We start from the raw sequence: 25,700 nt of genomic DNA on the forward strand, positions 1-25,700 counted from the left end.
TTTTTTCGCCAGGAAAGCGGATGTCGGCAGTCACGCCTTCACTGGCGAAGCCACAGCGTCCAGCACGCAGCGCTAAGGGTTCTTGGCCCCCGCCAGAAAGTGCGCCACCAAGGCATTGGCATGACCATGGCCCATGCCGTGTTCGGACTTGAGCCAGGCCACCAGTTCCATGTGCTTCTTGCCGCTGAGGGCGCCAAGCAGCTCCAGCCAGTGGCTGATGGGCTGACCGTAGTTTTTTTCAATGGAAGGAAAGTACGACGCCGGGCCTTTGACCTGGCTGGCTTGGCTCTTGTTGTCTTCGCTCATGCTTCACCCTGCGCTTTTTTACTGCCCTTGATGTTTTCGATCAGATCGACCACGTAGTTCTGGTTGAAACCCGCAACAAAGGACCAGAACAGCAACTTGCCATAGGCGGCGTAGCCGTCAGCGTGCTGGCAGAAAATCACATAGAAGCTGTTCTCGGGGTAGTTGCAACTCTTGTCCCTGACGATCTCGGGAAACAGCTCCCCTTGCACCACGCCGGAGATGAACAGGATGTACAGCAAGCCCGCCAGGATGCCGCCAATGAACGACGGCAGCAGCACATTGAACCAGGAACTGCACAGGCTGATGATCTCCTCCTCGCAAAGGTGTGACAGTTGCCGGTGAAACCCCACATAACCACCAATATTGCCGACGATGAACACCACCGAGGGGATGGTGTAACCGTCGGCCATGGCGACCGCTCCCAGGGACGCCGCCAACAGCAGCACAAAGATGATGAACAGTCGCTTCCATAGGATGTTCAGTGCTTCCTGGCGGTTCATGTTCAGCTCGTCGGTTCAGGTTTTCGGAGAGATCCGTCTACCTTGATGACGATAGATGAGCCTTGCCCGGCAGGACCTTTTTTTTCGCCAGGGAATCCTTGCCCCTGCGACCTGCGCCTGCCGTGTCCTCAGGCCGGATACCCGGTGATCTCGCGGATGCTCTGATACAGCGGCTTGAGCTGGCGGTACATGCGCAGGTAGACCTCGCTGTACAGCCGCTGATACATCTGCTGCGCTTGCGGCTGTGGCTCGAATACCGCGCCGACCCGGGTCATGGCGCTGATGGCCGTGGGAAAGTCCGGGTACAGGCCCAGGCCCACCGCACAGGCGATCACCGCCCCCAGCCCCGAGGCTTCATAGACATGGGGGCGCTCTACCGGCAGGCCGAAGATGTCCGCCGTCAGTTGCATCGCCGCATCGCTCTGGGAGCCACCACCGGCCACCCGCAGGCGAGTGATCTTCAGCTTGGAGCGTTTCTCCATGCGCTCCATGCCCTGGCGCAAGGCGTAAGCCAGGCCTTCAAGGATGGCCCGGTAGATATGGGCCCGGGTGTGCACGTCGCCAAAGCCGATCATCGCGCCCTTGGCTTCCATGCCCGGCTCGCGGATGCCCGGCGACCAGTAGGGTTGCAGGGTCAGGCCCATGGACCCGGGCGGCACCGCCTGGACCAGGGCATCAAACAGCTGTTCCGCCTCCAGCCCCTGCTCGGCCGCCTGCTGCACTTCCCGCAGGCCGAACTGTTGCTTGAACCAACTGACCATCCAGTAACCGCGGAAGATCATCACCTCGCAGTTGTAGTGGTTCGGCACCGCCGCCGGGTACGGCGGGATCAGCGGCACCACTTCCAGATAGCGGGAACGGGTGGTGGTGATGGTCGCCGTGGTGCCGTAGGACAGGCAGGCCGTGGTGGAATCCTGGACGCCCGAGCCCAGGACTTCGCAAGCCTTGTCGGCACCGGCGGCAATCAGCGGCAGGCCCTCGGGAATACCGGTGTGGCGGCTCGCTTCGGCGCTGATCCGGCCCAGGGTTTCACCGGGTTTGAGCAGGGTCGGCAACTGCTCCTGACGCACCGCCAGGGCCTGCCATTTCCAGTCGCTGGGGGCGGCCCAGCGCAGGCGCTTGTAGTCGAACGGCAGGTACGCCACGCAACAGCCGACGGAGTCGACGAAGTTGCCGGTCAGGCGATGGGTGAGAAAGCCCGACAGCAGCAGGAACTTGTCAGTGGCGGCCCACACCTCCGGTTGCTGCTGGGCCACCCAGTTGGCTTCGGCCTGGGCCCGAAAATAGTCCACTGTGGCCTCGGCGCCGATCAGCTTGAACAGCCAGCCCCAAGGTCCCTTGATGCGGCCTTCGACCTCGGCCTGGCGCTGGTCGAGCCAGAGAATGGCCGGACGCAGGGCCTTGCCCTGGGCGTCGACATTGATCAGGGTGCCGCGCTGGGTGGTCAGGGACACGCCGCGGATCTGCGAACGGTCGATACCGGTCTGCTGCCAGAGCAATTGGCAGGCTTCGCCGAGCTTGGCCCAGTAATAGTCCGGGTGCTGTTCGGCCCAGCCGGGCTGGGTCGAAAAATAGGCCTCCAGCTCCACCTTGCCCTTGCCCAGCAAGTTGCCCGACAGGTCGAACAGCAGCGCGCGCACACTTTGGGTGCCGTTGTCGATCGCCAGCAGGTAGTCCTGCTTATTGTTGTTGTGGTTGTCCATGGGGCTCTCTTGGTTGGGGCTCAATCGGTGACGGGGGGCAGGCTGTGATGGCGCTGCCACAGGTCGCGATAGCGCTGTTCTTCGGCCAGCCAGCGCGCATCGTCCCAGCCCAGGCGGGGCTGGCACAGGCGGCGGATGGCCGGCAAGTACTGCGCCGCGCCTTCGGCCAGCAACAGACCGAGCCGGGTACGGCGCAGCAGCAGGTCGTCCAGGTGCAGGACCATTTCCGCCTCGGCGGCAAAGGCCAGCTCGGCCCACAGGGTGTCGCTGGCGCCGACGCAATCGCCGCCCAGCTCGGCCACCCGCTGCGCTACGCGGGGCAAGTCGCGGCCATGGCGCCCGGCCAGGCGCCGCACTTGAGCCGCGCTGAGCCCGGGAATATCCACCGACGCCTGGGGGGCGAACACCGGTTCGCCGTCGTCCTCCACGTTGCGCCCGAGCATGGCGCCACAGGCTTGCAGCACCTCGATGGCCTGGGGCCGGAAGGTGGTGAGCTTGCCGCCGGCCAGGGTCACGCAGCCCGGCTCCTGCCACAGCACATGCTCGCGGGTTTCGTTGGACGGCTTGCCCTGTTGCTCCCCGCCCGCGCCGGCCACCACCGGGCGCACCCCGGCCCAGGTCGAGAGCACATCGGCGGCGCTGACCTGAGCCTGGGGAAACTGCTGGGCGCAGGCGGCCAGCAGGTACTTGAGCTCTTCCTGGCTGATGCTGGCGCTCTGGTCCAGATCGTCGCGGTGATCAAGATCGGTAGTGCCCACCACCGTGGCGCCTTCCCAGGGGAAGACGAACACCGGCCGACCGTCCTCGGCATGCATGAAGCTCAAGGCCTGGGCCACCGGCAGGCGCCAACCCGGCAACAGCAAATGACTGCCGCGCAAGGGGCGCAGTTGGCGCGGAGCCTGGGCCGGGCGCAGGCGCTCGGCCCAGGCTCCGGTGGCCACCGCCAGGGCCGCGCAGCCAAGGGTTTGCACTGCACCCGTTTCACTGTCCTCGATCGCCACCCCGCAGACCCGCCCGTTCTCCCGCAGCAGGCGGGTCACCCGCAGGCCATTGATGGCCACGGCGCCATCGGCCCGGGCTTCGGCCAGCACCCGCATCACCAGGCGCGCATCGTCGGTCAGGGCATCCAGGAAACTGGTGCCCCCCAGCAGGCCCGGCTCCTTCACCCCCGGAGCCAGGAAGCGCAGGTGCGCGGCATCGTGAAAGCAGTGGTTGCGGCGCCCGGCCAGGGCGTCATACAGGGTCAACAGGCCGCCGAACACCTTGGGTCCGGGAAACTTGCCGCGGTAATGGGGCATCAGGAAACTCATGGGCTCCACCAGCCCGGGGGCTTCCTGCAGCAGGCGCTGGCGCTCGCGTACCGAGTCCCGGGTCAGGCGCCACTGGCCCTTGGCGATGTAGCGCAAGCCGCCATGGACCATCTTCGAGGAGCGGCTGGAGGTGCCCCAGGCAAAGTCCCGCTGCTCCAGCAACAGGCAACGCCAGCCGCGCCGCGCCGCTTCCCGCAGGATGCCGGCGCCGCTGATGCCGCCGCCGATCACGATCAGGTCCCAGGGTTGCGCCCCCAGCCCGGGCAGCGCCTGTTGGCGCCACTGGCCGTTCCAGTCCTGGCTCATGGCGTCACTGCTCCAGCAGGGTGCCGGGGTTGAGGCGCCCGGCGGGATCGAAGTGGCGGCTCAAGGCCTGCAGGGTGTCGATGGCCAGCGCGCCCTTCTCCCGCCGCAGGTACGGCGCATGGTCCTTGCCCACCCCGTGCTGATGACTGATGGTGCCGTGGTGGTTGACGATGGTCTGGCTGGCGGCGTGCTTGAGGGCCTGCCAGCGCGCCAGGGTCGCCGGGTACTGGGCGTCGGGGCGGAATACGTAAGTGGTGTAGATGCTCGACCCTTCGCCATAGACGTGGGACAGGTGGGTGAACACATGCACCTGCTCGCCCTCGGCGGCCAGGCCATCACGCAGGCTGCCCTCGATGCGTTGCAACAGGCGGTCAACGTTGCTCCAGTCGGTGGCGGTTTCCAGGGTGTCCACCAGGTAGCCGGCGTTCCACAGGCTTTCGCGCAGGTAGGGAAAGCGAAAACGGTTCTGCGCCCACTTCTTGCCCAGCAACGTCCCGGTAAAGACCCCGCCAAACCCCTTGAGCTGGCGCCGGGCGTGACGCAGGGACAAGGCGTTCTGCTGGCGATTGCCGGTCACGCCGAAAGTCAGCAGGCACTTGCCCGGCCCCGCGCCGCGCAGGGCCAGGTATTTTTCCAGCCAGGCGATCTGCGTGGGATGGCCGGCCAGGGCCAATTGGGTTTCGGTCTCCAGGGCATTGGACAGGCGCAGCATCGACAGCGGCACCCGGGCCTGGGCCAGGGCGCGCACCGCTTGCAGCGCCTGGGTCCAGTCCGGCAGGAACACCCCATAGAAGCGCTCGTCGTCCGGCAAGCGGCTGACCCTGACCTTGACCTCGGAAATGATCCCGAAGCGCCCTTCGCTGCCCAGTACCACTTCCCGCAGATCCGGCCCGGCCGCAGACGCCGGAAAGGTCGCGATGGGCATCGGCCCGGCAAAGGTTTCCAGGGTGCCCCCGGCGAACAGCTGCTCGATGCGCCCATAGCGCAGCGACTGCTGGCCACTGGAGCGGCTGGCCACCCAGCCCCCGAGGGTCGACAGCTCCCAGGACTGGGGGAAGTGCCCCAGGGTGTAACCCCGGGCGCGCAGCTGGCTCTCCACCTGCGGGCCACTGGCCCCAGGGCCGAAGGTCGCCAGCTGGCTGTCTTCGTCCAGCTCCAACAGGCGACTCATGCGCGCCAGGGACACCGTCAGCACCGGCCGCTCGGACCAGCCTGGATTGATGTGCCCGGCCACCGAGGTGCCGCCGCCGTAGGGAATCAGGCACAGGTCCCGGTCCTCGGCCAGGGCCAGCAACTGGCGGATCTGCTCGGCGGTTTCCGGAAAGGCCACGGCATCCGGATAAACCCCCAGCTCGCCTTCGCGTAGGGCCAGCCAATCCGGCAGGCTCTGGCCGCGGGCATGCAGCAGGCGCTCCTGGGGATCGATGCAATACAGCGGGTGGGCAGCAAGGCGTGAGGCCGGCACCTTGGCCAGCGCCTGCTCCAGAGTCGCCTCCGGCAAGCGGCGCCCCGGCCCCAGGCGCTCGGCGAGAAACCCCGCGCCCTGGGCCGGCAATTCGACCACCGTGGATGCATCCCCCCAGCCGTTCCAGCGTCGCATACGTGTGTCCTTGTGCTGTTCTTATAGGTCTTGCTTCAGGCTCCCTATACTAGTGCGCGGCTGAACGCTGTCACGGTCGCATCGCGCCAGAGGATGTAGCCGATTGAGTCAGGCACAGGTGACATCCGGCGCCAGTTACCGAAGAATCCTCCCCTCCCCATCACAGGCTCGCGTCCATGCCGGCAACCCTGAAAACCTGCGCCCCGCTGTTCTGGTCCACCGACCTGGGCATCGACTACGGCGCGCCGACCCTGCACCTGCACGATTTGCTGCCCGTGGTGGGCGAGGAACACTCGGCCTTCTTCCAGCACCGGGACGGCATCTTGATCGGCGAAACCCTGCAACTGATCTGGTGCCCGCCGGTTGCCGACCTCAATGGCTGGAACGAACAGCCTTCGGAAATTGCCCTGAGCCAGCTGCTGCAGGTCCGGATCACCGGCCCGGCGCCCGAGCCGCCGGCACCACGCAATGCCATCCACCATGGCCGGCCGAGGTACCGCTTCCTGGTCCTGTCCTGCCAGCCACTGCCGGCGGCCCTGCGCGCCCAACCGCTGGCACAGGACGCCTGGTCCATGCCCCTGATCGAGAGCGAACAGGGTAGTTGCCTGACCTGGGATGCCATCCATGACTGTGGTCGCGCCGAGGTCCAGGGGCTGATCTACCTCAGCGCCTACCGCCGCGACGAAACCTATATGGAAATCTTCCTCGAAGCCGTGGGCGAGCAACTGTTTGGGCTGTTTTCGGTGCACCTTGGCCCCGGGGGTGACGACTATGAATTGGGCCGCCGCGCCCTTGAAGGCGCAGAGTTGCGGGCCATCCGCCGCGCCCTGGACAGGGCCCAACCCTTGACGGATTCACAGGCCGCTTACCTGACGAGCTGAGCCCTACCGACAGCAAAAGAGCACTGAAAAAGACTAAGCAGCTGTTTTCAAACTCATTTTTTTGCTTTTGGGGCTTCACAGCCCGCGCAGAAATTGATAAATTTGCGCCCGTTCTTGCAGCGGCCCTCCCCGGGCCGGCAGTCAAAGCAAGTAACGTCGCAACAGCTACAGGGGCGTCGCCAAGCGGTAAGGCAGCAGGTTTTGATCCTGCCATGCGTTGGTTCGAATCCAGCCGCCCCTGCCATTTTTCTTCATGTTCATCCCCCCAGACTCCGTTCCAGCACCTCCAGCAATGCACTGACCTTGGGCAACCCCTGCCGGCTTTTCAGCCACAGCAGATGAATCGCCTGCCCTTCGCTGGCCCACTGCGGCAGCACTTCGACCAGGGTGCCTTGCGCCAGCTGCTGCTTGACCAGCCACGACGGCAACTGCGCGATGCCGTAACCGTCCAGCACGGTCATCAACAGCCCCTCGCCATCCCCCACCACGCAACTGGCGGACATGACCCGGCGCTCGCTCTCGCCCGGACGCCCGGTCGCAAAGTTCCAGGGGCTGACCCGGCCGTCCACCCAGCCATAGGCAATGCACTGGTGCCGTTCCAGGTCCTGGTCGGTCAGCGGCGTGCCATGGCGCCGCAAGTAATCGGGAGAGGCGCAGAACAGGTGCCACTCGCGGCCCAGGCAGCGATGCCCCAGTGCCGCCGGCCACAGCTCAGAACCACCGAGGCGCACAGCAATGTCCACGCCGGCTTCGAGGGGGTCGATGCCAGAATCGGAAAAGGTGATGTGCGGCTGCAAGCCGGGGTGTTCCCGGGCAAACCGCAACACGGCAGCCAGTACCTGGGAGCGGCCAAAGGTCCCGGGCAGATCGATGCGCACCCGCCCCCGCAGCTCGGTGTGTTCCGCGTTCAATGCCAGCTCGGCCTCTTCCAGATCGGCCAGCACACCGCTGCAGGTGCGGTAGAAAGCCGTCCCCGCGTCGGTCAGCGCCAGGCTTCGAGTGGTGCGCTGGAACAGCCGCGCCTGCAACCGCCCTTCCAGCCGGGCAATCGCCTTGCTGACTGCCGAGGCCGTGAGGTTGAGGCGCTCGGCGGCGGCCTTGAAGCTGCCGCAGTCGGCGACGCAGACAAATACATCGATCCCCTTCAAGCGTTCGGAAGAAAACATCGGTGCCTCGCATTCATGAATCTGATTCCATTCATTGGGTAAAAATCATCATAAAACAGAATCAGATTCCCCAGTAAGCTGGCTGGCATTCTCCCAAGACCCTGCTACAGACGATGAGGCACGGATGCTGCGCACCCTGAAAGGCTACCCAAAGGCGATCAACCTGCTGCTCACCGGCACCCTGGTGCTGACCCTGGCCCGGGCCATCACCCTGCCCTATCTGGTGATCTACCTGAACAGTGCTTTCGGCCTGCCGGTCAGCGACATCGGCCTGGTGATCGGCAGCAGCCTGATCCTCGGTTCGCTGCTGAGCCTGTATGGCGGATTCCTGGTGGACAGGACCCCCAGCCACCGCCTGATCCTCGGCTGCTGCGCGCTGTTCACCCTGGGTTTTGTCGGCACCTTCACCGCCCGCCAGCTGTGGCTGTTCTACCTGTGCCTGGTGCTGATCAACCTGGCCTACGCGGTGATCGACATCGCGATCAAGGCCGGCTTTGCCCAGCGCCTGCCGGTGGAGCAACGCAGCGAAGCCTTTTCGATCAAGTACACCCTGACCAATATCGGCTACGCCGTGGGCCCGTTTCTCGGCGCCGGGCTGGCGCACCTGAGTATCAGCCTGCCGTTCCTGATATCCGCCGCCCTGGGCGCCGGGTTCCTGGCAATCCATCACATCTGGGGCGACAGACAGCTGGATGCCGCTGGCGCCACAGCCACGCCACTCTCCTTCCTGACCCTGGGCAAACAGCTGCTGCGGGACTACCGCCTGGTGTGCTTCACCCTCGGCGGCCTGCTCAGCGCCGTGGTCTTTGGCCAGTTCTCGGCCTACCTCTCGCAGTACCTGGTGGTCACCACGTCCCCGGAGGCCACCTACCGCATCATCAGCACCCTGGTGGCGACCAACGCCCTACTGGTGATCGCCTTGCAGTACAGCATTGGCCGCAGGATTTCCCCGCGCCATCTGAACCGCTGGCTGGCAACCGGGCTGGGGCTGTTCCTGCTGGGGATCAGCGGGTTTGGCCTGTCCACCAGCCTGCCGCTGTGGGTACTGTCGATGGTGGTGTTCACCCTGGGGGAAATCATCGTGTTTCCCGCCGAGTACATGTTCATCGACCTGATTGCCCCTGAGCCGTTGCGGGGCCTGTACTACGGCGCCCAGAACCTCTCCAGCCTCGGCGGCGCCCTGGGCCCGATACTCTGCGGCATGGTCCTGGCCAGCCAGCCGGCGCACTGGATCTTCTACATGCTGGGGGCGTTCATAGTCGCCGGGGGGCTGTTCTACTGCCTGGGCGCGGCCAACTTGAGCCAGCCTGTAGCCAGGAAGGCGGATTGAGGCTTGATCCCGGGTACGGGTCCGAGTTGCTCATAGGCACGGGCCAGCAAGGGTGACACTTCATCCAGGACGTCAATGAAATCCGCTCGCAGGCGGCGTACTCGCTCAGGCATAAAAGCCAGTCATCATGGGGCAGAAAACCCTCCACTCGCCAATCACCCGTGATCGACCTGTCCCAGCAACTCGCGCCGGACTTGCAGCGCGATGGCCGCAAAGCCCTTGCCTGTACCTCGGTTACACGTCGAATGATTCAGAGTGGCGGTGATGTCATTCCAGCACTCCACCGCTTCAACCTGCCGGTGAGTGGGGTCGGTTTCGATTTCAAAATCGATGAAGCGCTCGTCCTGGGTCAACAACAAGCCAAACAGACTGGACATTCCGGGAAAGTCGATATCCAAATTGAGGACGATGGTTGCCGACCAGTCGACTCCCTGTGACTCGGCGTAATCCAACAAGGCCTGGGGCACACCCTCGTCCCGCCAGCTCCTTGCGGTGCATTCCAGTTCGTAGGCTCTGAGAGTGTTTTGTTCCTGAACATTGAGCTGACGTTTTTTCAGGAGACGTTCGATGTCCATATCCAACCCGTGTGCTTCGTTGATGACTGCCGGAATCCGCAGGTAGAACCTTCATTTGGCGCCATGGGGTAATGACCGGCACTGTTCATTGCGGGCCGCGAAGAATAGCCCACCCCACCCATGATCTGGCCAGCAGATTCACACCCGCCACCTTCCGCACGTTCCTCTTTGCACCCCCAACAAAGAGGAATACCCGATGAAAAACACCGACCTCAGCCAACTCATCCTCAGCGACCACGCCCGCATCGAAGCCGCCATCAGCACTGGCGCTGCCTGGGAGGTGTGGTTTCAAGTGGAGTTTCTGATGCTGCTGCGTTCGGCCCATGTGGCCGCCGCCCGCGAAGTGCCCTATCCCAATCCGAATTCAGGCCTGCGCCTGGACGTGCTGGCCCAGCAAAACGGTGAGAACTACGCCATTGAGCTGAAGGTGGAAAGTGCCACCAACGCCGGCAACAAGCTGCTGGCCGAAACCCAGAAGGACATCGAAAAACTCACCAAGTACACCAGCCCCGTCGCGGCACGCTGGGCTGTGGCCGTGGGGTACAGCGACGTCGCCAAACGTGGCTTGCGGGACTTCGCCAACGCCCACAACACCCGGGTCATCTACCAGGAATCCGGCGCCATAGGCTGCATGATCGCCACGGTTTGACCACCCGCTGCAAAACGGCCCCGCCACGGCGGGGCCGTCGCTGCCCAGGGCCATACGCCCCCTGGGCAGCACCTTCATCCCACGCCTTGCTACCACGAGAGAACCTTACAGCGTCAGTTGCCCACGCTCCTCATCGGTCAGGCGCGCCCGGGCCTGTTCGCTCAAGGGCCCGGCCCCCAGTACCTGCACCGGGCTGTCGGGGTTGTAGCCCGGGGTGCGGCTGGCTTCTTCACGCTGGCGCTGCACCGGTTCGGAACCAAAGCCCAGCACTTCCACGGTGACGATGGACGCCCGGCCCTGCTTCGCTGCCGCTTGCTGATTGCGCGCCGCGTCCTCCGCTGCCTGGGACGCCGCCGAGCCTGCGGCACTGGCCGAGCTCATGGCGCCGGTGTTGACCGCCGCCGTGACCGGCACCCCGGACGACTTGCCCTGGGTCTGGATGTTCGCCGCGTTGACCACTCGCAGGGCGGCGATGTTGACGTTGCCCGAGACCCGGATACCCGCCTCGCCGGCATCGATTGTGCCCAGGGGCGCGATCAGGTCGATGTCGCCGGCCGCCACCTCGGGAATCGGGTTGAGGGTGGCGATCCCGGCCCCGGTGCTGGGCACCGACGGCGACAGGCTGACATTGCCCCAGGTGTCGTAGACCCGCTTGGGCGGGGTGTAGACCACGGTGGTCTTGGAGCCCCGGCCGGCGTTGATGTCGCCCGCCGCCGACCAGCCCATGATCGAGCCGCCGAAGGTGGTCATGATCCGGCTCTGGCCCAGGAGGATGCTACCCAGGGAGTACAGCTGGATGTCCCCCGCGCCCTGGGTGATGACCCCGGCCGAGGCCGGCGGCGCGGTGCCTTCGATGCCGAAGGTCTGGTGGCCACCCGGGGTCAGCATCTGGATATTGCCGCCGAAATCGGTGTGCACCCCGGCACCGCCGAACAGGGTGATATCGCCCTTGTAGGTGATCGGGTTGCCGGCCACATCGGTACTCGGGAACAGCCCGGCAATCGCCGCCCGGCCCCGGGCGTAGCTGCCCTGGCGTATCCCGCCGTCCTGGGTGTACTCGCGGCCGGCGGCCTTGAGCTCGGCAAAATACACCTCCCGGGCAAACACCCGCTGCTGCTCCGCCGGCAAGGCCGCGTAGTAGGCCCGGGCCTGGGCGCTGTCGCCGACAAAATCGAAGCGCTGCGCCAGCCAGTCCGCCAGCTCACCCTCGTAGGTCTTGGCTACCTTGCCCGCCGAGAGGCTTTCGCCAGGCTGAGCCAGGCGGCTCGGGTCCAGATAGCCCTCGACAAAGCGTCGATAATCCGGGCCGCTGGCACCGACCCCGGCCTGCATCACGATGCTCGCCCCGGGACGGCTGTCCCCCGCCGCCACGGCGCCGAGGCTGGTGACGCTGACCCGATCTTCCATGAAGATGTTGCGCCCCGCGGTCAGCTCCAGGGTCCCGGGGCCGGCAACGTTGAAGCTGCTGTAGAGGATGTCGCGCCCGGCACTGGCGATGGAGATGTCGCTGGGGTTGTGGTGCACGAACAGGTTGCCGCTGAAGGTGTATTCGCCATAGGTGCTGTTGCCGCCCTTGGCCCCGCCAAGACCGGTGCCGCTGCTGACGATGTCCTGGCCGGCCTTCATCCAGACTGCGCCACCGCCTTCATAGTAGGTCTGCCCCAGGCGTGGGTCGGACGCCGTGGTGAGGGTCAGGACGCGGCCGCTGCTGACCCCCAGCAAGTCGCCGTTGATGGCATAGAACCGCGACGGCTCGGTGTTGCCCGCCCACTGGTTGGTCGCCGTGTTGGGGCCGAAGGCAAACAGCGGGAACACCCCGCCGCGGGCTCGGTTGCCATCGGCGGAGAGATTGCCGCTGGCCGCCAGGGGAATCCCTTCCAGGGTCGCGCTGGTGGCCATGAAGGCTGGGTGCTCGGGGGTCGCCAGCGCCTGCGCCGAGGCGCTGGAGCGGCTGACGGTCAACTCGCCACCGTAGATCGAGTCACCGGCCAGCAGCTGCAACTGACCGTTCAGCGAAGGCGCCAGCACCAGTGCCGCCGGAACCACCGCCGCCCCCGCCTCATACAGGCTGGATTGGCCGTAGTAGAGGCTGCCGCTGGCCGCCACGGCGCGCAAGGTCGGCGGGTAGACGGTGGCCATGTCGGTTTCCGTGCCCCTGGTCAACGGCGTGAGGTTGCCCCCGGCCGAGTACAGGTCGATGGCGCTGCGCTCGGTCCACAAGGAGAACCAGCTCTGGCCGATGCCGGTGGCCCCGCTGGCGCTCTGGTAAGCCCAGCCATTGGCCAGGGGCGCGCGCCCGGGGTCGGCCACGGTCTGCAGCACCAGGTCGCCACGGGTCGACAGGCTGAAGGTGGCATCGCCCGGCATCAGGGTCATGCCGCCTGCGGCCACCGCCAGGGTCGCCCGCTGCGGCTCGAAGGCCCGGGTTTCGCTGCGGCTCTGGTCCGCCGCCTGGGCGCCGTAGTGCAGGTTCAGGCTGCCCAGGGCCGCGCTGCTCAGTTGCGCATGGCCGCGCAGGTTCACCAGGGCGCCGTTGAACACGCCAAAGCCGACCTGGCTGTAGGGGTTGACCTGCCCGCCGACGCGCAGGGTCAGGTCGCCACCGCCGGTCACTTGCCGACTGCCATCGGCGGCCACCCGGCCGGTGCTGCCCACCGCCAGGATCAGCCCGGTACTGCGCGGGTTGACGTAGCTGGCGTAGACCGGCGCTGCCATGGGCGCCAGGGCACCGGCATCACCGCCGACCTCGACCTCCAGGTTGCCGCCGCCCAGGGTGCCGAAGCCGGTGAAGCCGACCATCTGATCGGCGCCGCCGGCGCTGTTGGCGGTGTAGGTGCCGAAGTTGATCCACCAGGCGGTGTCCCGCGCCACGCCGCCGTTCAGGTCGTTGCCCTGGCGCCACAGCCAGTTGCCCACGTTGCTGGAGTCGTTGCCGGTGTCGCTGGCCACCGGGCGGCCCGGGGGCAGTTGGTTGGGCAGGGTCACGATGTTGCCACCGAGGTTCGCCCCGACCTTGATCCGCAGGTTGCCGCCGCCGTCCGGGTACCAGGCCCGGTAGACACTGCCAGCGCCACCGTCCACCAGGGACTCGTAGCCGCCAGCGACGTTGTTCAGCACTTTCTGGCCGTTGCCTCCCCGCGCCAGGTTGTAGGGATCGCTGGCCGAGGTGGCACTGGAGGAGGTGCCGGCGGTGTACACGCCGAACAGCGAATCCATGCTCAGGTTGCCCGCCGCCAGCAGGTCGAGGTCGGCGGCGCCGGTGCGCACGACGCTGAACCGGGTGCTGCTGGGCACCAGGGTGTAGGAATCGCCAACGGCGCAGTAGCTGGGGGTGTTATCACACAGCGCAGGGTCACCGAACTCGTCGAAGTTGACCGGCTGGCCGACCATGCTGTCGTCGCCGAAGAAGTCCAGGGAGCCCTCTTCGGTCCAGACATACTGCGCCTGGCCGAACATCCCGTAATGGCTGTCCGCCAGGTGCAGGTTGCCGGCCGTGGGCTGGCTCTGCAGCACGCGGCTGTCGGCCGCCGCGGTGTCGGCCCCGGCCACCAGGCGCAGGGACCAGGACTGTGCACCCTCTGTCAGCATCGGCGCGATGGCCCAGAGCTTGCCCTGGCGCCCGCCGTTTTCCGGCCGCAACAGCACCGAGGCCACCCCGCCCGGCAGCTTGATATCGGTGCCCGAAGGAATCAGCGCCCCACGGGACAGGTCTTTGCCACCGTCGAGCACCACCAGGTTACGCGCCCCGGCTACGCCCGGCAGGGGCACGCCCTTGGGCCAGGTCAGGGCATTCACCGCGGTATTGGCGGTCAGCAGGGTGCCGGCCTCCAGCACGCTGCCCGGGTTCAGGGTCAGGCTCTGGTTCAACAGGGTGCCGGCGGCGAACAGCAGCGTACCGTTGCTGTCGCGCACCGCGGCGGCCAGCACCGTGCCCGCCGGCAGCACCAGGCTCTCGCTGAGGGTTGCCGCCACTGGCAGGCGCGTGCCCTGCGGCAGGATCAGGGCCTTGATCGGCAAGTCGTAGTTGAGGGTGCTGCCCCCGGGGAACAGGGTGCCGTCGGCCAGGGACAGGCCGCCCCCCGGAATCACGATATCGCCACCGGTGAAGTCGATGCCGGCCCGCAAAATCCAGCCATTGTCGTCATCGGTGCCCGGCGGCGGCGCGAAACCATCGTTGATGCTGCCGTAGACGTTCAGGTCGCCACCGGCGCGCAGGCTCAGGCTGCCCACTTCACCGGAGCCGTAGACGTTGTCGTCCTTCTGGGTGTGGGGGTTGAGGCTGGCGTAACGGTAGCCGGACAGGTCCAGGTCGCCCTGCACCACCAGGTCGCCGTCGGCGGTCTTGCTGACGATCTGCACCCCGGGCCGCAAGTGCAAGGCATCGGCGTAGGTGGCGTTGTTCAGGCCGGCCAGCTTGTTGTGCAGCAGGTCGTTGTTCTGCAGCGCAGCGTTGATAAAGGCAGTGCTTTGCAGGTGCTTGGCATCCAGGTAGGCCTGGGTGATCTCCTGGTAAGGACGCCCGCTGGCGGTGGTGTCGGTTTTTTCCGGGGCATCGTCGTAGCTGATCATGCCGTTGACCGCGATCGAGCGCGCACCCTGGATATCCAGGCGGCCACGAGCCTCGATGTCGATGTCATTGCTGCTCTGGTCCGCCTGGACGATGCGCGGCGCGTTCAGCTCCAGGGTGCCGCGGCTGCGGCCGTCGTTCTGCCCCGGGGCGCTGCCCGACGCCACATCGGTGCCGTGGCGCAGGTCGATGCGTGCGCCGTCGGCCAGGGTCAGGCGGCCCTGGCCCGAGCTCAGGACCACGCTGGCGCGGTTCGGCGAGTCGATGATCTTGCCGAAGCTGTCGACTCGCAGCGTGCTGCCGTGGGCGTCCAGCAGCGCGCCGCTGTCCAGGGTCAGGCCCTGGCTGGCCGCCAGGTTGATGCTGCCGACCCGTGCGCCACTGGCGTCCACCCGCCCGGTGACTCGCAGGCTGCCGTGGTCCAGCGAGACGTTGACGCTGCTGGCCTTGACCCCGTCGCCAATGCTCAGGTCGCCCTGCTTGAGCTGGAAGCTGCGGGCGCCAAAGACCTGCCCCTGGTTCAGGCGCTGGTTGAGGGCGGCGAACTGCTCGTCCAGGCTGCCGCTGCTGCCCAGGTGCTGGGCCTGGATTTCCACCGCGCCGCCGAGGAACGGCACCAGGGTGCCGCCGGCATCGTACTGGCCACTGCTGCCGCCGAGGATGCTGCCCGCCAGGTCGACCCGCCCGGCCGCGCTGTCCAGCGCCACCACCCGCAGCTTGCCGGCCTGGTTGTGGCTGGCCGAAAGATCGATGGTCGAGCCGGCCGCCTGCAGCACGTTGCCGCTGCGGCTTTGCAGCAGCACTTCGCCGCCGGCGCCGTATCGGGTCAGGTCGTTGAACGCGATGGCGCGACCGGCCACATCGACCCGCGCCGCGTCGGTCAGCAGCACATCGCCACGGGCGCCCAGGGTCACCTTGCCGCTGGGCAGGACCACGGCGCTGGCCAGACGGATGCTGTCGCCCTGCAGGGACAGTTCCGCGCCCTGGCCATTGGCCGCGCTACGGGGGCCCGCCGAGGCACCGATGTCGATGGCGCCACCGGCAGTGATGCGGTTCACCGAGCCGGCCTCGCCAGTCATCAGCGGGGTGAGGATATTCAGGTTGCCACCACTGTAGGCAAAGCCGCTGAGCGGGTCGAAGGCGCCCTGGCTCTGGTAGACCGCCAGGCTGCCCTTGTGGTTGGCGGTGATGCGCTGGCTGGCATTCAGGTTGACGTTGGCAAAGCCCAGGGCCAGGCGGTCGAAGCTCTGGGTGGTGCTGGGCTGGGCGAAGGCGCCGTAGCCGAACTCGATGCGCTCGGCGTCGATCGCAAGGCGCCCGCTGCCGGTCCCGGCCCCTCCGGCCACCACCGCCCCGGCCGGGGTCACGGCGCCCTGCCAGATTAGGTTGGCGGTGTGGATGCTGGCCACGTCATTGGCCCCGCCCGCGCCGTAGATCGCCGGAGTGGAGAGCATCAGGTTGCTCAGCAGCGACTTGCCGGTCAGCGGGTCGTAGGTGTCCAGGGTGGCGCTGCCGTAGAAGTTGAAACCATCCCGCGCCGAGAGCTGCAGGGTCTCCAGGGCCGGCGCACCGAACTGGGTGTCGCCGCGCAGCAGGCGGTCCAGTACCTGCTGGGTCAGGGTCATGCCACTGGGCAGGCGGTTGCCCGCCGCCGCGGCCGCCAGGGCTTCGGGGCTGCCGACATTGATGTTGTTCAGGCCCAGGTTCAGGTGGCGGGTGCCGTAGCGCACCTGATCGCCCAGTTCGAAGGTGTTGTCGGTCAGGGCGACGATGCTGCCTTCGGAATACAGCGCGGTCTGCCCGCTGCAGGGCGCGCTGGCGCAGGAACCGACCTTGATGCCGCCGCTGCTTTGCCCGCCGGCCTGGACCTTGCTGATGACATTGAGCAGGCCATTGGACACCGCCAGCATATTGGCCACCTGGTAGGTGAAGCCGTCCCGGGCGTCATAGCTGGCCTTGCCGCGACCCAAGGTGTTGATGGAGGCGCCCTGCTCCAGGACGATCTCGCCGCTGTTGCTCACCAGGAACACTTCCGGCGCGGCCAGGGTCACGCCTTCGCGCAAGGTGATGGAGCCCTTGGGCGTGTTGATGCCTTCGGCCAGGGTGATGTAGTTGCCGCCCTGGCCGTATTTGACCAGCGTCAGGCCACCGAGCATCAGCCGCGCCGCGCCCAGGTTATTGAGGCTGTCCGCGTCCAGGGTGACGCCGCTGAAGCCGCTGGTGGCCGACTTGCCGCTGGTCACCACTTCAATGCCGCCGCTGCCCATGTTCAAGATCGCCACGGTGCCGCCGTAGCCGCCCTGGGCGGCGTCGAAGCGACCGATGCCGCGGAACGAGAAAGCCTCCGCCCCGGCCCCCGCTTGCAGCGCCAGCTTCAGGGTCTTGGCGTCCACCGGCAGCATCGGCCGGGGCACCCCGAGGCGCGCCGCATCGGCCAGGGCGAACTGGGCGTAGCCGGTTTCGTTGTACTGGGAATAACGCCGCAGGGTATCGGCCGAGGTCAGGATCAACTGGCTGGCCACGCTGTTGCTGATCCCGGTGTTGGCGATCGACAGGCGCCCGGCAGTGGACCAGGAGCCATTGCGCAGCTGCTGGGCCGCGCTTTCGCTGCCAAGCCCGGCCAAGCCGTTGATTTCGACGCGAAAGGCCCCCGGCATCAGCGCATAGGTGGACGGCATCAGGGTGTAGGTGCCCGCCGCCAGCCCCGGCACGCCACTGCCGATGGTGATCTGCTGGCCGATCAACGGGTCCACCGCGCCGCCTTCCGGGGCCACCGGCGCATAGCCTGGCTGTGCCCCGGGGACAATGGCGTAGATCGGGTTACTGCCCAGGCCCGGCAGGATGAAGCTGCCGTTGGCGCCGATCTGCACCAGCGGGCTGTAGCGCGCATCGGTGGAACCGCCGCGCCCGGAAATGAACCCGGCCCCCAGCAGCTCGCCGCCACCGGACAGGTCCACGGTGGCATTGGGTTGCACCTGCACCGACTGGCCCCCGAGGATCACCCCGACGCTCAGGTCGCTGTTCTCATTCACCAGGGCGCCCTGGCCGAGGAAGGTCACGGTCTTGCCGTTGTACTTGTAGACCTGACCGTCGACGGTGCCGCCGTAAGGCAATACCAGGCCCTTGCCGCTGACCGAGGTCAGGCTGCCGGGCAGCAACTCCACCTGGCTGGCGCCCAGGTTGCCGATCTCGATCAGGCCCAGGGGCGCACGGATCACCCCGCCCTGCTTGATGGTGGCCGCGCCCAGTTGCAGGCGGCCGAAGGCCGAGTACGGCACCGCCGGGTCGCCATTTCCGGTGCGGCCGATGGTCAGGGTACGGCTGGGGTCGAAGTTGATGCGGGTGCCGGAGATATCGTTGAGGTAACCGGCAATCACCCGGGCCCCGACCTCGGTGGCCGGGTACAGCTGCGCGGCCCGCAGGGTCATGTCGCCCTGGGTCAGCAACTGCGTGCTGATGCCCTTGGCGATCACATCGGCACCGGCCCCGGCGAGGAAACGCATATCGCCCTGGCTGGTCAGTTGCACATGGTCGAAGCCACGGCGCTCGACGCTCAGCAGGCTGTTGTCGGCCTGGCGCAAGCTGCCCTTGCTGCCGAACACCACGTTGCCGCGCACATCGATCAGGTTGGCGCTGGCATTGAACTGCGCCTGGGTGGCCCGTTGCGACGGCGTGCCGGTGGACACCGGCCGCAGGTACTGGTCCTTGGCTTCCAGTGGCGCGAGGATGCCCGCCAGCAACAGGTAGGGCGCCGACAGATTGACCCGGGCGTTGGCCGCGGCACTCTCGCTCAGGTTCAGCGCGCCGCTGTACAGGCGCAGGCTCTGGCCCATGTTCAGCGACACATCGCCGTCGAAACTCAGCAGGCCGTTGCTCAATAGCGCCAGATTGTCGAAACCGCCAGCCGTGACCTGATCCACCCCGAGACGGCCATGGCCGTACTCCAGGCTGGCGGCTGCGGCGTCGGCGCTGGCGGGTAGCCCACTGCCCTGGTGGATCTGGCTGAGCACCAGCTCCCGCGCCTTGAGCACCCGGTCGTTGACCGCGTTCTTGATGTAGTACGGGCTTTCCAGGGCCAGGGACAAGGTGCCCCCCGCCGCGCCGGCGCCCCCGGCCCGGGCGACGAAGCTGCCGTCCAGGTACAGGCCGTTGTTGGAGGCGAAGCTGATGCTGCCACCGTTGCTGGCCACCTGCACCCGGCCCTGGCCGGGAATGTCCAGGGCCGCCTGGGCCCCGGAAGCGTCAAGACGCGCACCGTCGCGCACCACCACAAACAGGTCGCTGGCCTTGGCAATGCCGCTGGCCAGGTCGATCTCGCCGCCGATGGCGATCTTGCCGCCATTGCGCACCTGACCGTAAAGGCGCCCGCGATTGTCCACCGCGCTCACCGCCCGCGCCGCCACGTCGATCAGCGCCTGCTCGCCGACCCAGATCGAACGCCCGTGGCCGGCGGCATTGGCGGCCTCGGAACTGGCCACGGTCAAACCACCGAGGCTGACGCTGCCACCCCAGGCATTGAGGGTGCCGTTCATCGTCAGTTGACCGACGCTGCGCAGGTTGATGGCCTGCCCCGGGTCGACACTGATCACCGCGCCCTGCCCCACGGTCAACGCCGTGGTGGCCAACTGGGCAGCCGTGGAGTACTGATTGCCGGCGCTCAGGGTCAACCCGGCGCCACGGCGCTGGGTCAGCACGCCCTTGGCCGCGTCCTGCTGGTACAGGTCCGGCAGCCAGGGCTGCAGAACGCTGGCCGGATCGCTGCCAGTGGCACTGCTGCCAGCCTGGGCAGCGAAGCGGTAGACCGGCATCTTGACCTCGACCTGGGCGCCGTCGGCCACCGTCAGGCCTTCATTGCCGGTGATGTCGTAGGCACCGAAACCCTTGTTGAAGAAGTCCCCCGCCAGTTGCAAGGTTCCGGCTTGCGGGGCCACGTCCTTGGCGCCGATCAGCACCTTGTGCGCCTGCAGGGCCAGGGCGCCGCCACCGTTGACTCCATGGCCGCGCAGCTCGCCCTTGAGGTCGAGCTGGCCGTCGGCGGCCAGGGTCACGTCGCCGCCCTTGCCACCGCTGGCCTTGCCGTCATAGCCGAGGCTGGCGCCGGAGCTGGCATCCACCAGGGTGCCGTTGCCCAGGTTGAGGTCGCCGCTGCTGCGCAACGACAGCTTGCCACCGTTGATAAAGGCCAGGCCGCTGCTGTCCGACGGGTCCAGGGCCAGGTTGCTCCAGCGTCCGCTGACATCCAGCTTGACCCCATCGGCCACATTGACCCGGGCCTGGGCGCCGCCGCTGGGCGCGAGGATCACATCGCCGACCACAAAGTTGCGGTTCACATCCACCTGGTTCAGCACGTTGCCGGCGTTGATGCTGCCGCCGTGGGCCGTGAGGTTGGCGTTGAGCTGGACCTCTGGCCCGAACAGAGTGATGTCGCCACCGTGCGCCACCTGCAGCGCGCCGTTGACCTGAATCTGCTGTTTGGCGCCGACCTTGATCGCCCCCAACTGGAAGCCGTTGAGGGTGTCGCTGTCGAGCACCAGCTGGCCCTGGCGGTTGGCCGGCAGGGCTGTGGTGAGGTCCAGGCCGGCGGCAATCTGCTGCTGGTTGGCCTCGATCAGCACCTTGTCCACGGTCGGGCTCAGGGCATAGCGCAGGGTGCCGCTGGCCTTGTTGTAGATCGGCGTGTAGTTGCCAATGATCAGTTGCGCGCGCTGGGCCGCGGCCTTGTGCGATTGCTGGTAGCCGTCGAGGTTGACGTTGGGCGCCTGGGTCTGGCGGTCGCCCTTGAACACTTCGCTGACCAGCTGGCCTTCAAGCACTGCATTGCCGGTGCCGATCACCAGCTTGCCGGCGTCGCGGCCCACGGTATAACCGGCCTCGTAGCGGCGCTGCTGGGCAATCAGCGGGTTGTAGTAGTAATCGGTGCGGCCCCAGCGCGGGCTGCTGTCCACGTAGCCCTTGTAGATGCCGGTGTAGAGCAAATCCCCCGGGGCTCGGGACAGCTCGTACAGGCGCCCGTCAACGCCCTTGAGCCAGGTCTGCTGGATGTAGCCGGCCTGCACGTCGACGGTGCCGCCGGACAGGTTCAACTGGGCCCCGGACTGGGTCACCACCTCCTTGCCGGTGAAGGTCAGGGTGCCGCCCTGGGCCATCCACTCGCCAATGTTGTGGCCCTGGGTGCCCAGGTAGCCGCCCACTTCCAGCAGGCCGCCGGCGGTGTACCAGCGATCAGTGGCATAGCCGTTGGTACCCGCCGGAACGAACACCAGCTCGCGCAGGTCGACCCAGACGTCGTTGTTGATCAACTGGCCGCTGTCGCGGTTGCCCGCCGAGTCGCGCTGCTCGTTGCCCTGGACGTTGATCTTGATGGTGTTGGACTCCATCGCCACCTTGACCCCGACCGCGCCGGCCACGTCGATCACCGCGCCGTCGCGCACCAGACTGCGCTGCCCGGCACTGACCGCCACCTGACCACCGGTGGCCAGGGTGATGGAGCCGTTCTGGAAGTCCACGGTGCCGCCGCTGACGATCTCCACCCGCGACTGGTCGCTGCGGTCGGCCACGCTGCTCAAGTTGTTGAACTGCCCGGTGATCAGGTTGGTCGGGGTGCCGTCGAGGTTGATCAGGCCATTGTTACGCTGGCTGTCCAGGGCGGTGTTGCCACTGCTGTCCAGCAGGATCGCGGTGGTGCTGCCCTGCCCCAGGGTCACGCTGCCGGTGCTGTCGCTGGCGGCGTTGAGCAAATGGATGGTGCCGCGAGTGTCCACCGAGGTGCTGGCCAGGGCCACGCCGTTCTGTTGCACCCGGTGCCCGGTCAGGGTGATGTCGCCGGTGGACGCCATGATCAGGCCAGTGTTGTTGACCGTGCCCGCCGTGCTGCCGGGCTTGAGCGAGGTGGCGACCTCGTTGCCCCGTGTCGTCGAGTGCTGGTTGCCGCTGGTGCCGACCCCGCGGCGGATGTAGAAACTGTCGCCGGCAGCCAGGGTGGTCTGGCCCTTGGCGGTGACGATGGTGCCGGCGTTTTCCACTTCCGACCCCAGCAGCAAGGCGTAGCCACCGGACTCGGTGGAGCTGGCCGCCGGGTGGGTCTGGATCAGCGCACCGCGCTGCACCTGGACCTTGCCCAGGGCATCGGTGAAGGTCGGCTGGGTGCCGTTGGCGTCCACATAAAGGCCTTGCTTGGTGAACTGCTCGTCGCTGATGGTGGCCGCAGCCGCCACCAGGTTGCGCACGTTGACCTGGCTGGTGCCGCTGAAGATCACCCCGTTGCGGTTCATGATCATCACCGTACCGGCACCCTTGATCTGGCCCTGGATCTCGCTGGGCCGACCGTTGGGGTCGTTGACCTTGTTCAGCAGCGCCCAGTTGGACTGCTGCTGGAAATCCACGGTGGTGTTGCGCCCGACGTTGAAGGTCTCCCAGTTGAGGATGGCTTTGTCGGCGGTCTGTTCGATGGTCACCGTGGTCTTGCCGCCGGACTGGCTCTGCACCGGACCCTTGGCGTTGATCCAGCCCTGGGCCAGGCTGTTGTCGACCTTGAGCCCGCCCTGGCCGAGGCCATCGGGAATCTGGCTCACCGTGCCGAACGCCGCCTGACGCGCTGCGGCCTGGGCCGCCTGCTGGGCGGCAATGGCGGCGACGCTGGCGTTGAGATTGCTCAAGGAACGCTGCAACTGCTGGTTGGCCCGGGTCTGCTGGGACAACGACGGAATCCCCGGCACCTGGCCGTTGGTGCGCGCGGCGGTGGCGGCCTGGGACGCGCCCTTGGCGGCGAACCAGCCGGAACTGAAGGCCGTGGCGCCATGGGCACTGCCCGCCACCATCAGCAAGGCAATGGCCTGGGCCAGGGGCTTGAGCCGCAGGCTCGGCATCTCGCCATCAAGGCGCAGGGCTGGGGATTTGACCGGTGGTTTGCAGCGAACCATGACTACTCATCCTTTGTTATGACGCCCACGGGAGCGCGACGCTGATAGGGCCCAGGGCACGCGTCACTGCTTTAGGGGATAGGCCGTTGGCGCGGGGCGCGACCGAACGGATGTCACGGAAAATTCATCTAGCGGGTGTAATGCAGGCGACGTTGGGCTCCGGCAACGGCCCAAGCCGCTGCCGGAGCCAGCTCACAGTGGCCGGCCGATGCCGTTGCAGACGTTGGGATTGCCGATGCTCAAGGCATTGGTGGCGCTCAGGAAGCTGGAACGCACGGCGACTTTCCAGGACGGGTGCAAGGGCAGCATGCCCTGAGCCCTGATTGCCTGGTCATTGTTTCGGGCCTCAAGCGCGCCATAGTGGCGAGCCAAGAAGTCACGGACCTGATTGCTTTGAGTGGCATCGGCATAGCACTGGCTGAAGATCAGGTTGGTGTAGCCCAGGATCGGATAGCCGCTCTGCGGATAAGGCAAGACGCCCTGTTCCCAGTTCCTGCCGAACACCGGCACCCACTTGTCCGGGTTACTGCGCTCGGCGATGGGAGGCAGCGCAACGCTGTTGATGGCATTGACAATGTTGGCCGGCGCCGGCGAGACGCCGGTAATCCTGGCCACCTTGTTCCCGTCATCCAGACCGGCCAGGGTCGGTGCCGCAAGGGCCGGGCTCATGAAAGTGATGGCGCCATCCCAGGCATTCACCGCCGTCATGATGGCGTCACCGCTATTGGCCGCCAGCGCGCCGGCCGGCAGCCCGCCCGAATAGCTGGAATCAAAGTAGGTGGTCACGGCAAAGGTCCCGGTTTCATTGCACTTGGCATTCAGGAAACGCGTGAACAGCTCGGTGAAGCCGCTGCTACCTTTGGGATAAACCACAGTGATCGGGCCGCTACGTGCGGAACCCTGGATCAACTCCCAGCGGGACAGACGCCCCGAGAACACCCCACACAAGGTGTCGATGCTCAGGTCCAGTTCATGGCTGCCGGGCTTGTTGAACGGAATTGCAACGCTCGTCGCTGCCGAAGGCACCTGGATCAGCTTGCCGAACTGCGCCTGATGGGCCAAGGCGTAGTTGCTCAGTTCCACCGCGCTAAGCCTCGACTCACTGGCCACCCAATGCACGGTCTTGGGGGCTGCGCCAGGCACCAGCACGCTGTAGTTGTTCTGTAGAAAAGCCACCTTGTCCCGGCCCTGATCCGCGCCAATGTAGGGCGCAAACCCCGCGGTCAACACCCCGGCGGTCTGATACAGCGGTCGGGTAAAGGTCGAGCCTCCACCGTTGATATCCGCCTGGGCCTGCTGGACGCAGAACGCGCCGTATAACAGTGAAGCGATCAACCATTGAGCTTTGGGCATGACAAGACTCCTGTCCTATCCGGTGATGTCACTGGCCGTTCGGAGGGCGTAAGCCCGCTGGATGCGCGCTCTGAACAGATGCTGGATGAAAAAAATCAGCAACGGCCGAAACCGTTGCTGATCGGGTGTTGCCGCTCGGTGGGGTTCGCCGTTACAGCGGACGACCGATGTTGTTGCAGACGTTGGTGTTGCCGATGCTCAGGGTGTTGGAAGCGGTCACGAAGGTGGTGCGGATCGCGGTTTTCCAAGCGGTAGGCAGTGGTACGAAACGGTTGGCGGTGATGGCCGCGTCGTTGTTGGTGGTCGCGCCGTAGTGACGGGCGAAGAAGTCACGCACCTGGCCGCTCTGAGTGGCGTCGGCATAGCACTGGCTGAAGATCAGGTTGGTGAAGCCCAGGATTGGGTAGCCAGTATCGGGATAAGGCACGGTGCCGGTTGCGCCGGCCTTGCCGAAGACAGGTACCCACTTGTCCGGATTGCCGCGATCGGCCGCAGCTGGAACCGGAACGCCACCGATGGCGGCGGAAACGTTGGCAGGTGCAGGCGAAACGCCGGCCACCTTGGCCACCTTGGTGGCGTCGTCCAGACCGGCCAGGCTTGGCGCGGCGTAGTCCGGGCTCATGTAGGTGATGCGGCCTTCGCCGGCGTTCAGGGCATCCATCACGCCTTGGCTGCCCACTGCGGCCACAGCGCCGGCAGGCAGGCCACCGGTGTAGCTGGTAGCGAAGTTGGTGGTCACGCCGAAGGTGCCGGTCTCGGCGCATTTGGCGTTCAGGAAGCGGGTGAACAGCTCGGTGGTGCCGCTGCTTTCGTTGCGGTAAACCACGGTGATGGCGCCAGTACGGCCTGAACCGGCGATCTGGCTCCAGTCGGAAACACGGCCGGAGAACACGCCGCACAGGTCATTGACGCTCAGGTTGACCGCAGCAGTGCCGGCCTTGTTGAACGGAATGGCAACCGAAGTGGCCACCGAAGGCACCTGGATCAGTTTGCCCCAGGCCGCTTCGTGACCGGTGGCGTAGGCGCTCAGTTCAGCGGCAGAGAGCTTGGAATCGCTACCGGCCCAGTGCACGTTCTTGCCGGTAGTGCCGGCCACGAACTTGGTGTAGTCGTTGTTCAGGAAGGCAGCCTTGCCGTTGCCGCTGCCTACGCCGATGTAGGGAGCGAAGCCGGCGGTCAGTACGCCAGCGGTCTGGTACAGCGGTTGTGGCAGGGTGGCGCCACCGCCGTTGATATCAGCCAGGGCAGCCTGTGCCGAGCACAGGGCAGCCAGGGTCAGGGATGCCGCGAGAACGTTGCGCTTAAACATGAAGAATCTCCTTTCGTCGTGTTCGTACGTTGGGTGAATAGCTCTTGCATGACGCCATGGCACTCGGGCCAGAAGCCTTGATCCAGAGGGCTTGAGGGGTGAGGCCATGGAGAGAGAAGTTCGCAGCTTCCGGTGACAGATAAAGGAAAAAACCTCGGGAGAAACCGACTGTTTTGGCAAAAGATTCTCGGGTGTTTGGCGCCGTTTTCCGGGCCTTTCCCGGGTA

The 25,700-nt window shown here is 66.4% G+C and carries 13 protein-coding genes and 1 tRNA gene; 4 read left to right on the forward strand and 10 right to left on the reverse strand.

The features are described 5' to 3' along the window. Positions 1 to 72: 72 nt before the first annotated feature. From LOY69_RS16600 to LOY69_RS16620, 5 genes are all read right to left on the reverse strand, one after another. Positions 73 to 306, reverse strand: a complete 234-nt coding sequence (locus LOY69_RS16600; protein ID WP_102879127.1) for a DUF4287 domain-containing protein — start codon at positions 304 to 306, stop codon at positions 73 to 75. Continuing rightward, complete coding sequence (locus LOY69_RS16605) at positions 303 to 806, reverse strand: hypothetical protein (RefSeq protein WP_110596890.1); 504 nt, start codon at positions 804 to 806, stop codon at positions 303 to 305. The genes LOY69_RS16600 and LOY69_RS16605 overlap by 4 nt, the downstream gene beginning before the upstream one ends. A gap of 128 nt (positions 807 to 934) precedes the next feature. Beyond that, positions 935 to 2,509: an FGGY-family carbohydrate kinase gene (locus LOY69_RS16610; protein WP_110653336.1), complete on the reverse strand. Its 1,575-nt coding sequence runs from the start codon at positions 2,507 to 2,509 to the stop codon at positions 935 to 937. Between the two features lie 20 nt (positions 2,510 to 2,529). Continuing rightward, complete coding sequence (locus tag LOY69_RS16615; RefSeq protein ID WP_265073237.1) at positions 2,530 to 4,125, reverse strand: glycerol-3-phosphate dehydrogenase/oxidase; 1,596 nt, start codon at positions 4,123 to 4,125, stop codon at positions 2,530 to 2,532. Positions 4,126 to 4,129: 4 nt separating this feature from the next. Further along, the gene (locus tag LOY69_RS16620; protein ID WP_265073238.1) at positions 4,130 to 5,725 is read right to left on the reverse strand and encodes an FAD-binding oxidoreductase; all 1,596 of its coding nucleotides are present in this window, start codon (positions 5,723 to 5,725) and stop codon (positions 4,130 to 4,132) included. 176 nt (positions 5,726 to 5,901) lie between these two features. Here LOY69_RS16620 and LOY69_RS16625 point away from each other — a divergent pair, with 176 nt between their 5' ends. Together LOY69_RS16625 and LOY69_RS16630 are read left to right on the forward strand one after the other, a co-directional pair. Further along, entirely contained in the window at positions 5,902 to 6,606 is a 705-nt protein-coding gene (locus LOY69_RS16625) for a hypothetical protein (protein ID WP_265073239.1), read from the forward strand. A gap of 169 nt (positions 6,607 to 6,775) precedes the next feature. Next, a tRNA-Gln gene (locus LOY69_RS16630) sits at positions 6,776 to 6,850 on the forward strand. A 13-nt stretch (positions 6,851 to 6,863) separates the two neighbouring features. On the opposite strand, the gene LOY69_RS16635 is transcribed toward LOY69_RS16630, so the two are convergent. After that, positions 6,864 to 7,772 (reverse strand): LysR family transcriptional regulator, encoded by a 909-nt coding sequence (locus LOY69_RS16635; protein ID WP_265073240.1) that lies wholly within the window; start codon positions 7,770 to 7,772, stop codon positions 6,864 to 6,866. A 124-nt stretch (positions 7,773 to 7,896) separates the two neighbouring features. On the opposite strand from LOY69_RS16635, the gene LOY69_RS16640 reads away from it, so the two are divergent. Next, on the forward strand, positions 7,897 to 9,102 hold the full coding sequence (locus tag LOY69_RS16640) for an MFS transporter (protein ID WP_265073241.1): 1,206 nt from the start codon (positions 7,897 to 7,899) through the stop codon (positions 9,100 to 9,102). Between the two features lie 155 nt (positions 9,103 to 9,257). Here the strand turns inward: LOY69_RS16640 and LOY69_RS16645 are convergent, their stop codons facing one another. After that, positions 9,258 to 9,677, reverse strand: coding sequence for a hypothetical protein (locus LOY69_RS16645; RefSeq protein WP_265073242.1), 420 nt, complete (start codon positions 9,675 to 9,677; stop codon positions 9,258 to 9,260). Positions 9,678 to 9,873: 196 nt separating this feature from the next. Here LOY69_RS16645 and LOY69_RS16650 point away from each other — a divergent pair, with 196 nt between their 5' ends. Continuing rightward, positions 9,874 to 10,326 carry a hypothetical protein gene (locus LOY69_RS16650; protein WP_110596895.1) on the forward strand — a complete coding sequence of 151 codons (453 nt, stop codon included), beginning with the start codon at positions 9,874 to 9,876 and terminating at the stop codon, positions 10,324 to 10,326. A gap of 105 nt (positions 10,327 to 10,431) precedes the next feature. On the opposite strand, the gene LOY69_RS16655 is transcribed toward LOY69_RS16650, so the two are convergent. From LOY69_RS16655 to LOY69_RS16665, 3 genes are all read right to left on the reverse strand, one after another. Further along, positions 10,432 to 22,812: a filamentous haemagglutinin family protein gene (locus LOY69_RS16655; RefSeq protein WP_265073243.1), complete on the reverse strand. Its 12,381-nt coding sequence runs from the start codon at positions 22,810 to 22,812 to the stop codon at positions 10,432 to 10,434. Between the two features lie 192 nt (positions 22,813 to 23,004). Further along, positions 23,005 to 24,165 carry a substrate-binding domain-containing protein gene (locus tag LOY69_RS16660; protein WP_110653342.1) on the reverse strand — a complete coding sequence of 387 codons (1,161 nt, stop codon included), beginning with the start codon at positions 24,163 to 24,165 and terminating at the stop codon, positions 23,005 to 23,007. Between the two features lie 151 nt (positions 24,166 to 24,316). Continuing rightward, the gene (locus LOY69_RS16665) at positions 24,317 to 25,474 is read right to left on the reverse strand and encodes a substrate-binding domain-containing protein (protein ID WP_265073244.1); all 1,158 of its coding nucleotides are present in this window, start codon (positions 25,472 to 25,474) and stop codon (positions 24,317 to 24,319) included. Between the last annotated feature and the right edge of the window lie 226 nt (positions 25,475 to 25,700).

This window comes from Pseudomonas sp. B21-059 (assembly GCF_026016285.1).
GTDB classification, from domain to species: Bacteria; Pseudomonadota; Gammaproteobacteria; order Pseudomonadales; family Pseudomonadaceae; genus Aquipseudomonas; species Aquipseudomonas danubii.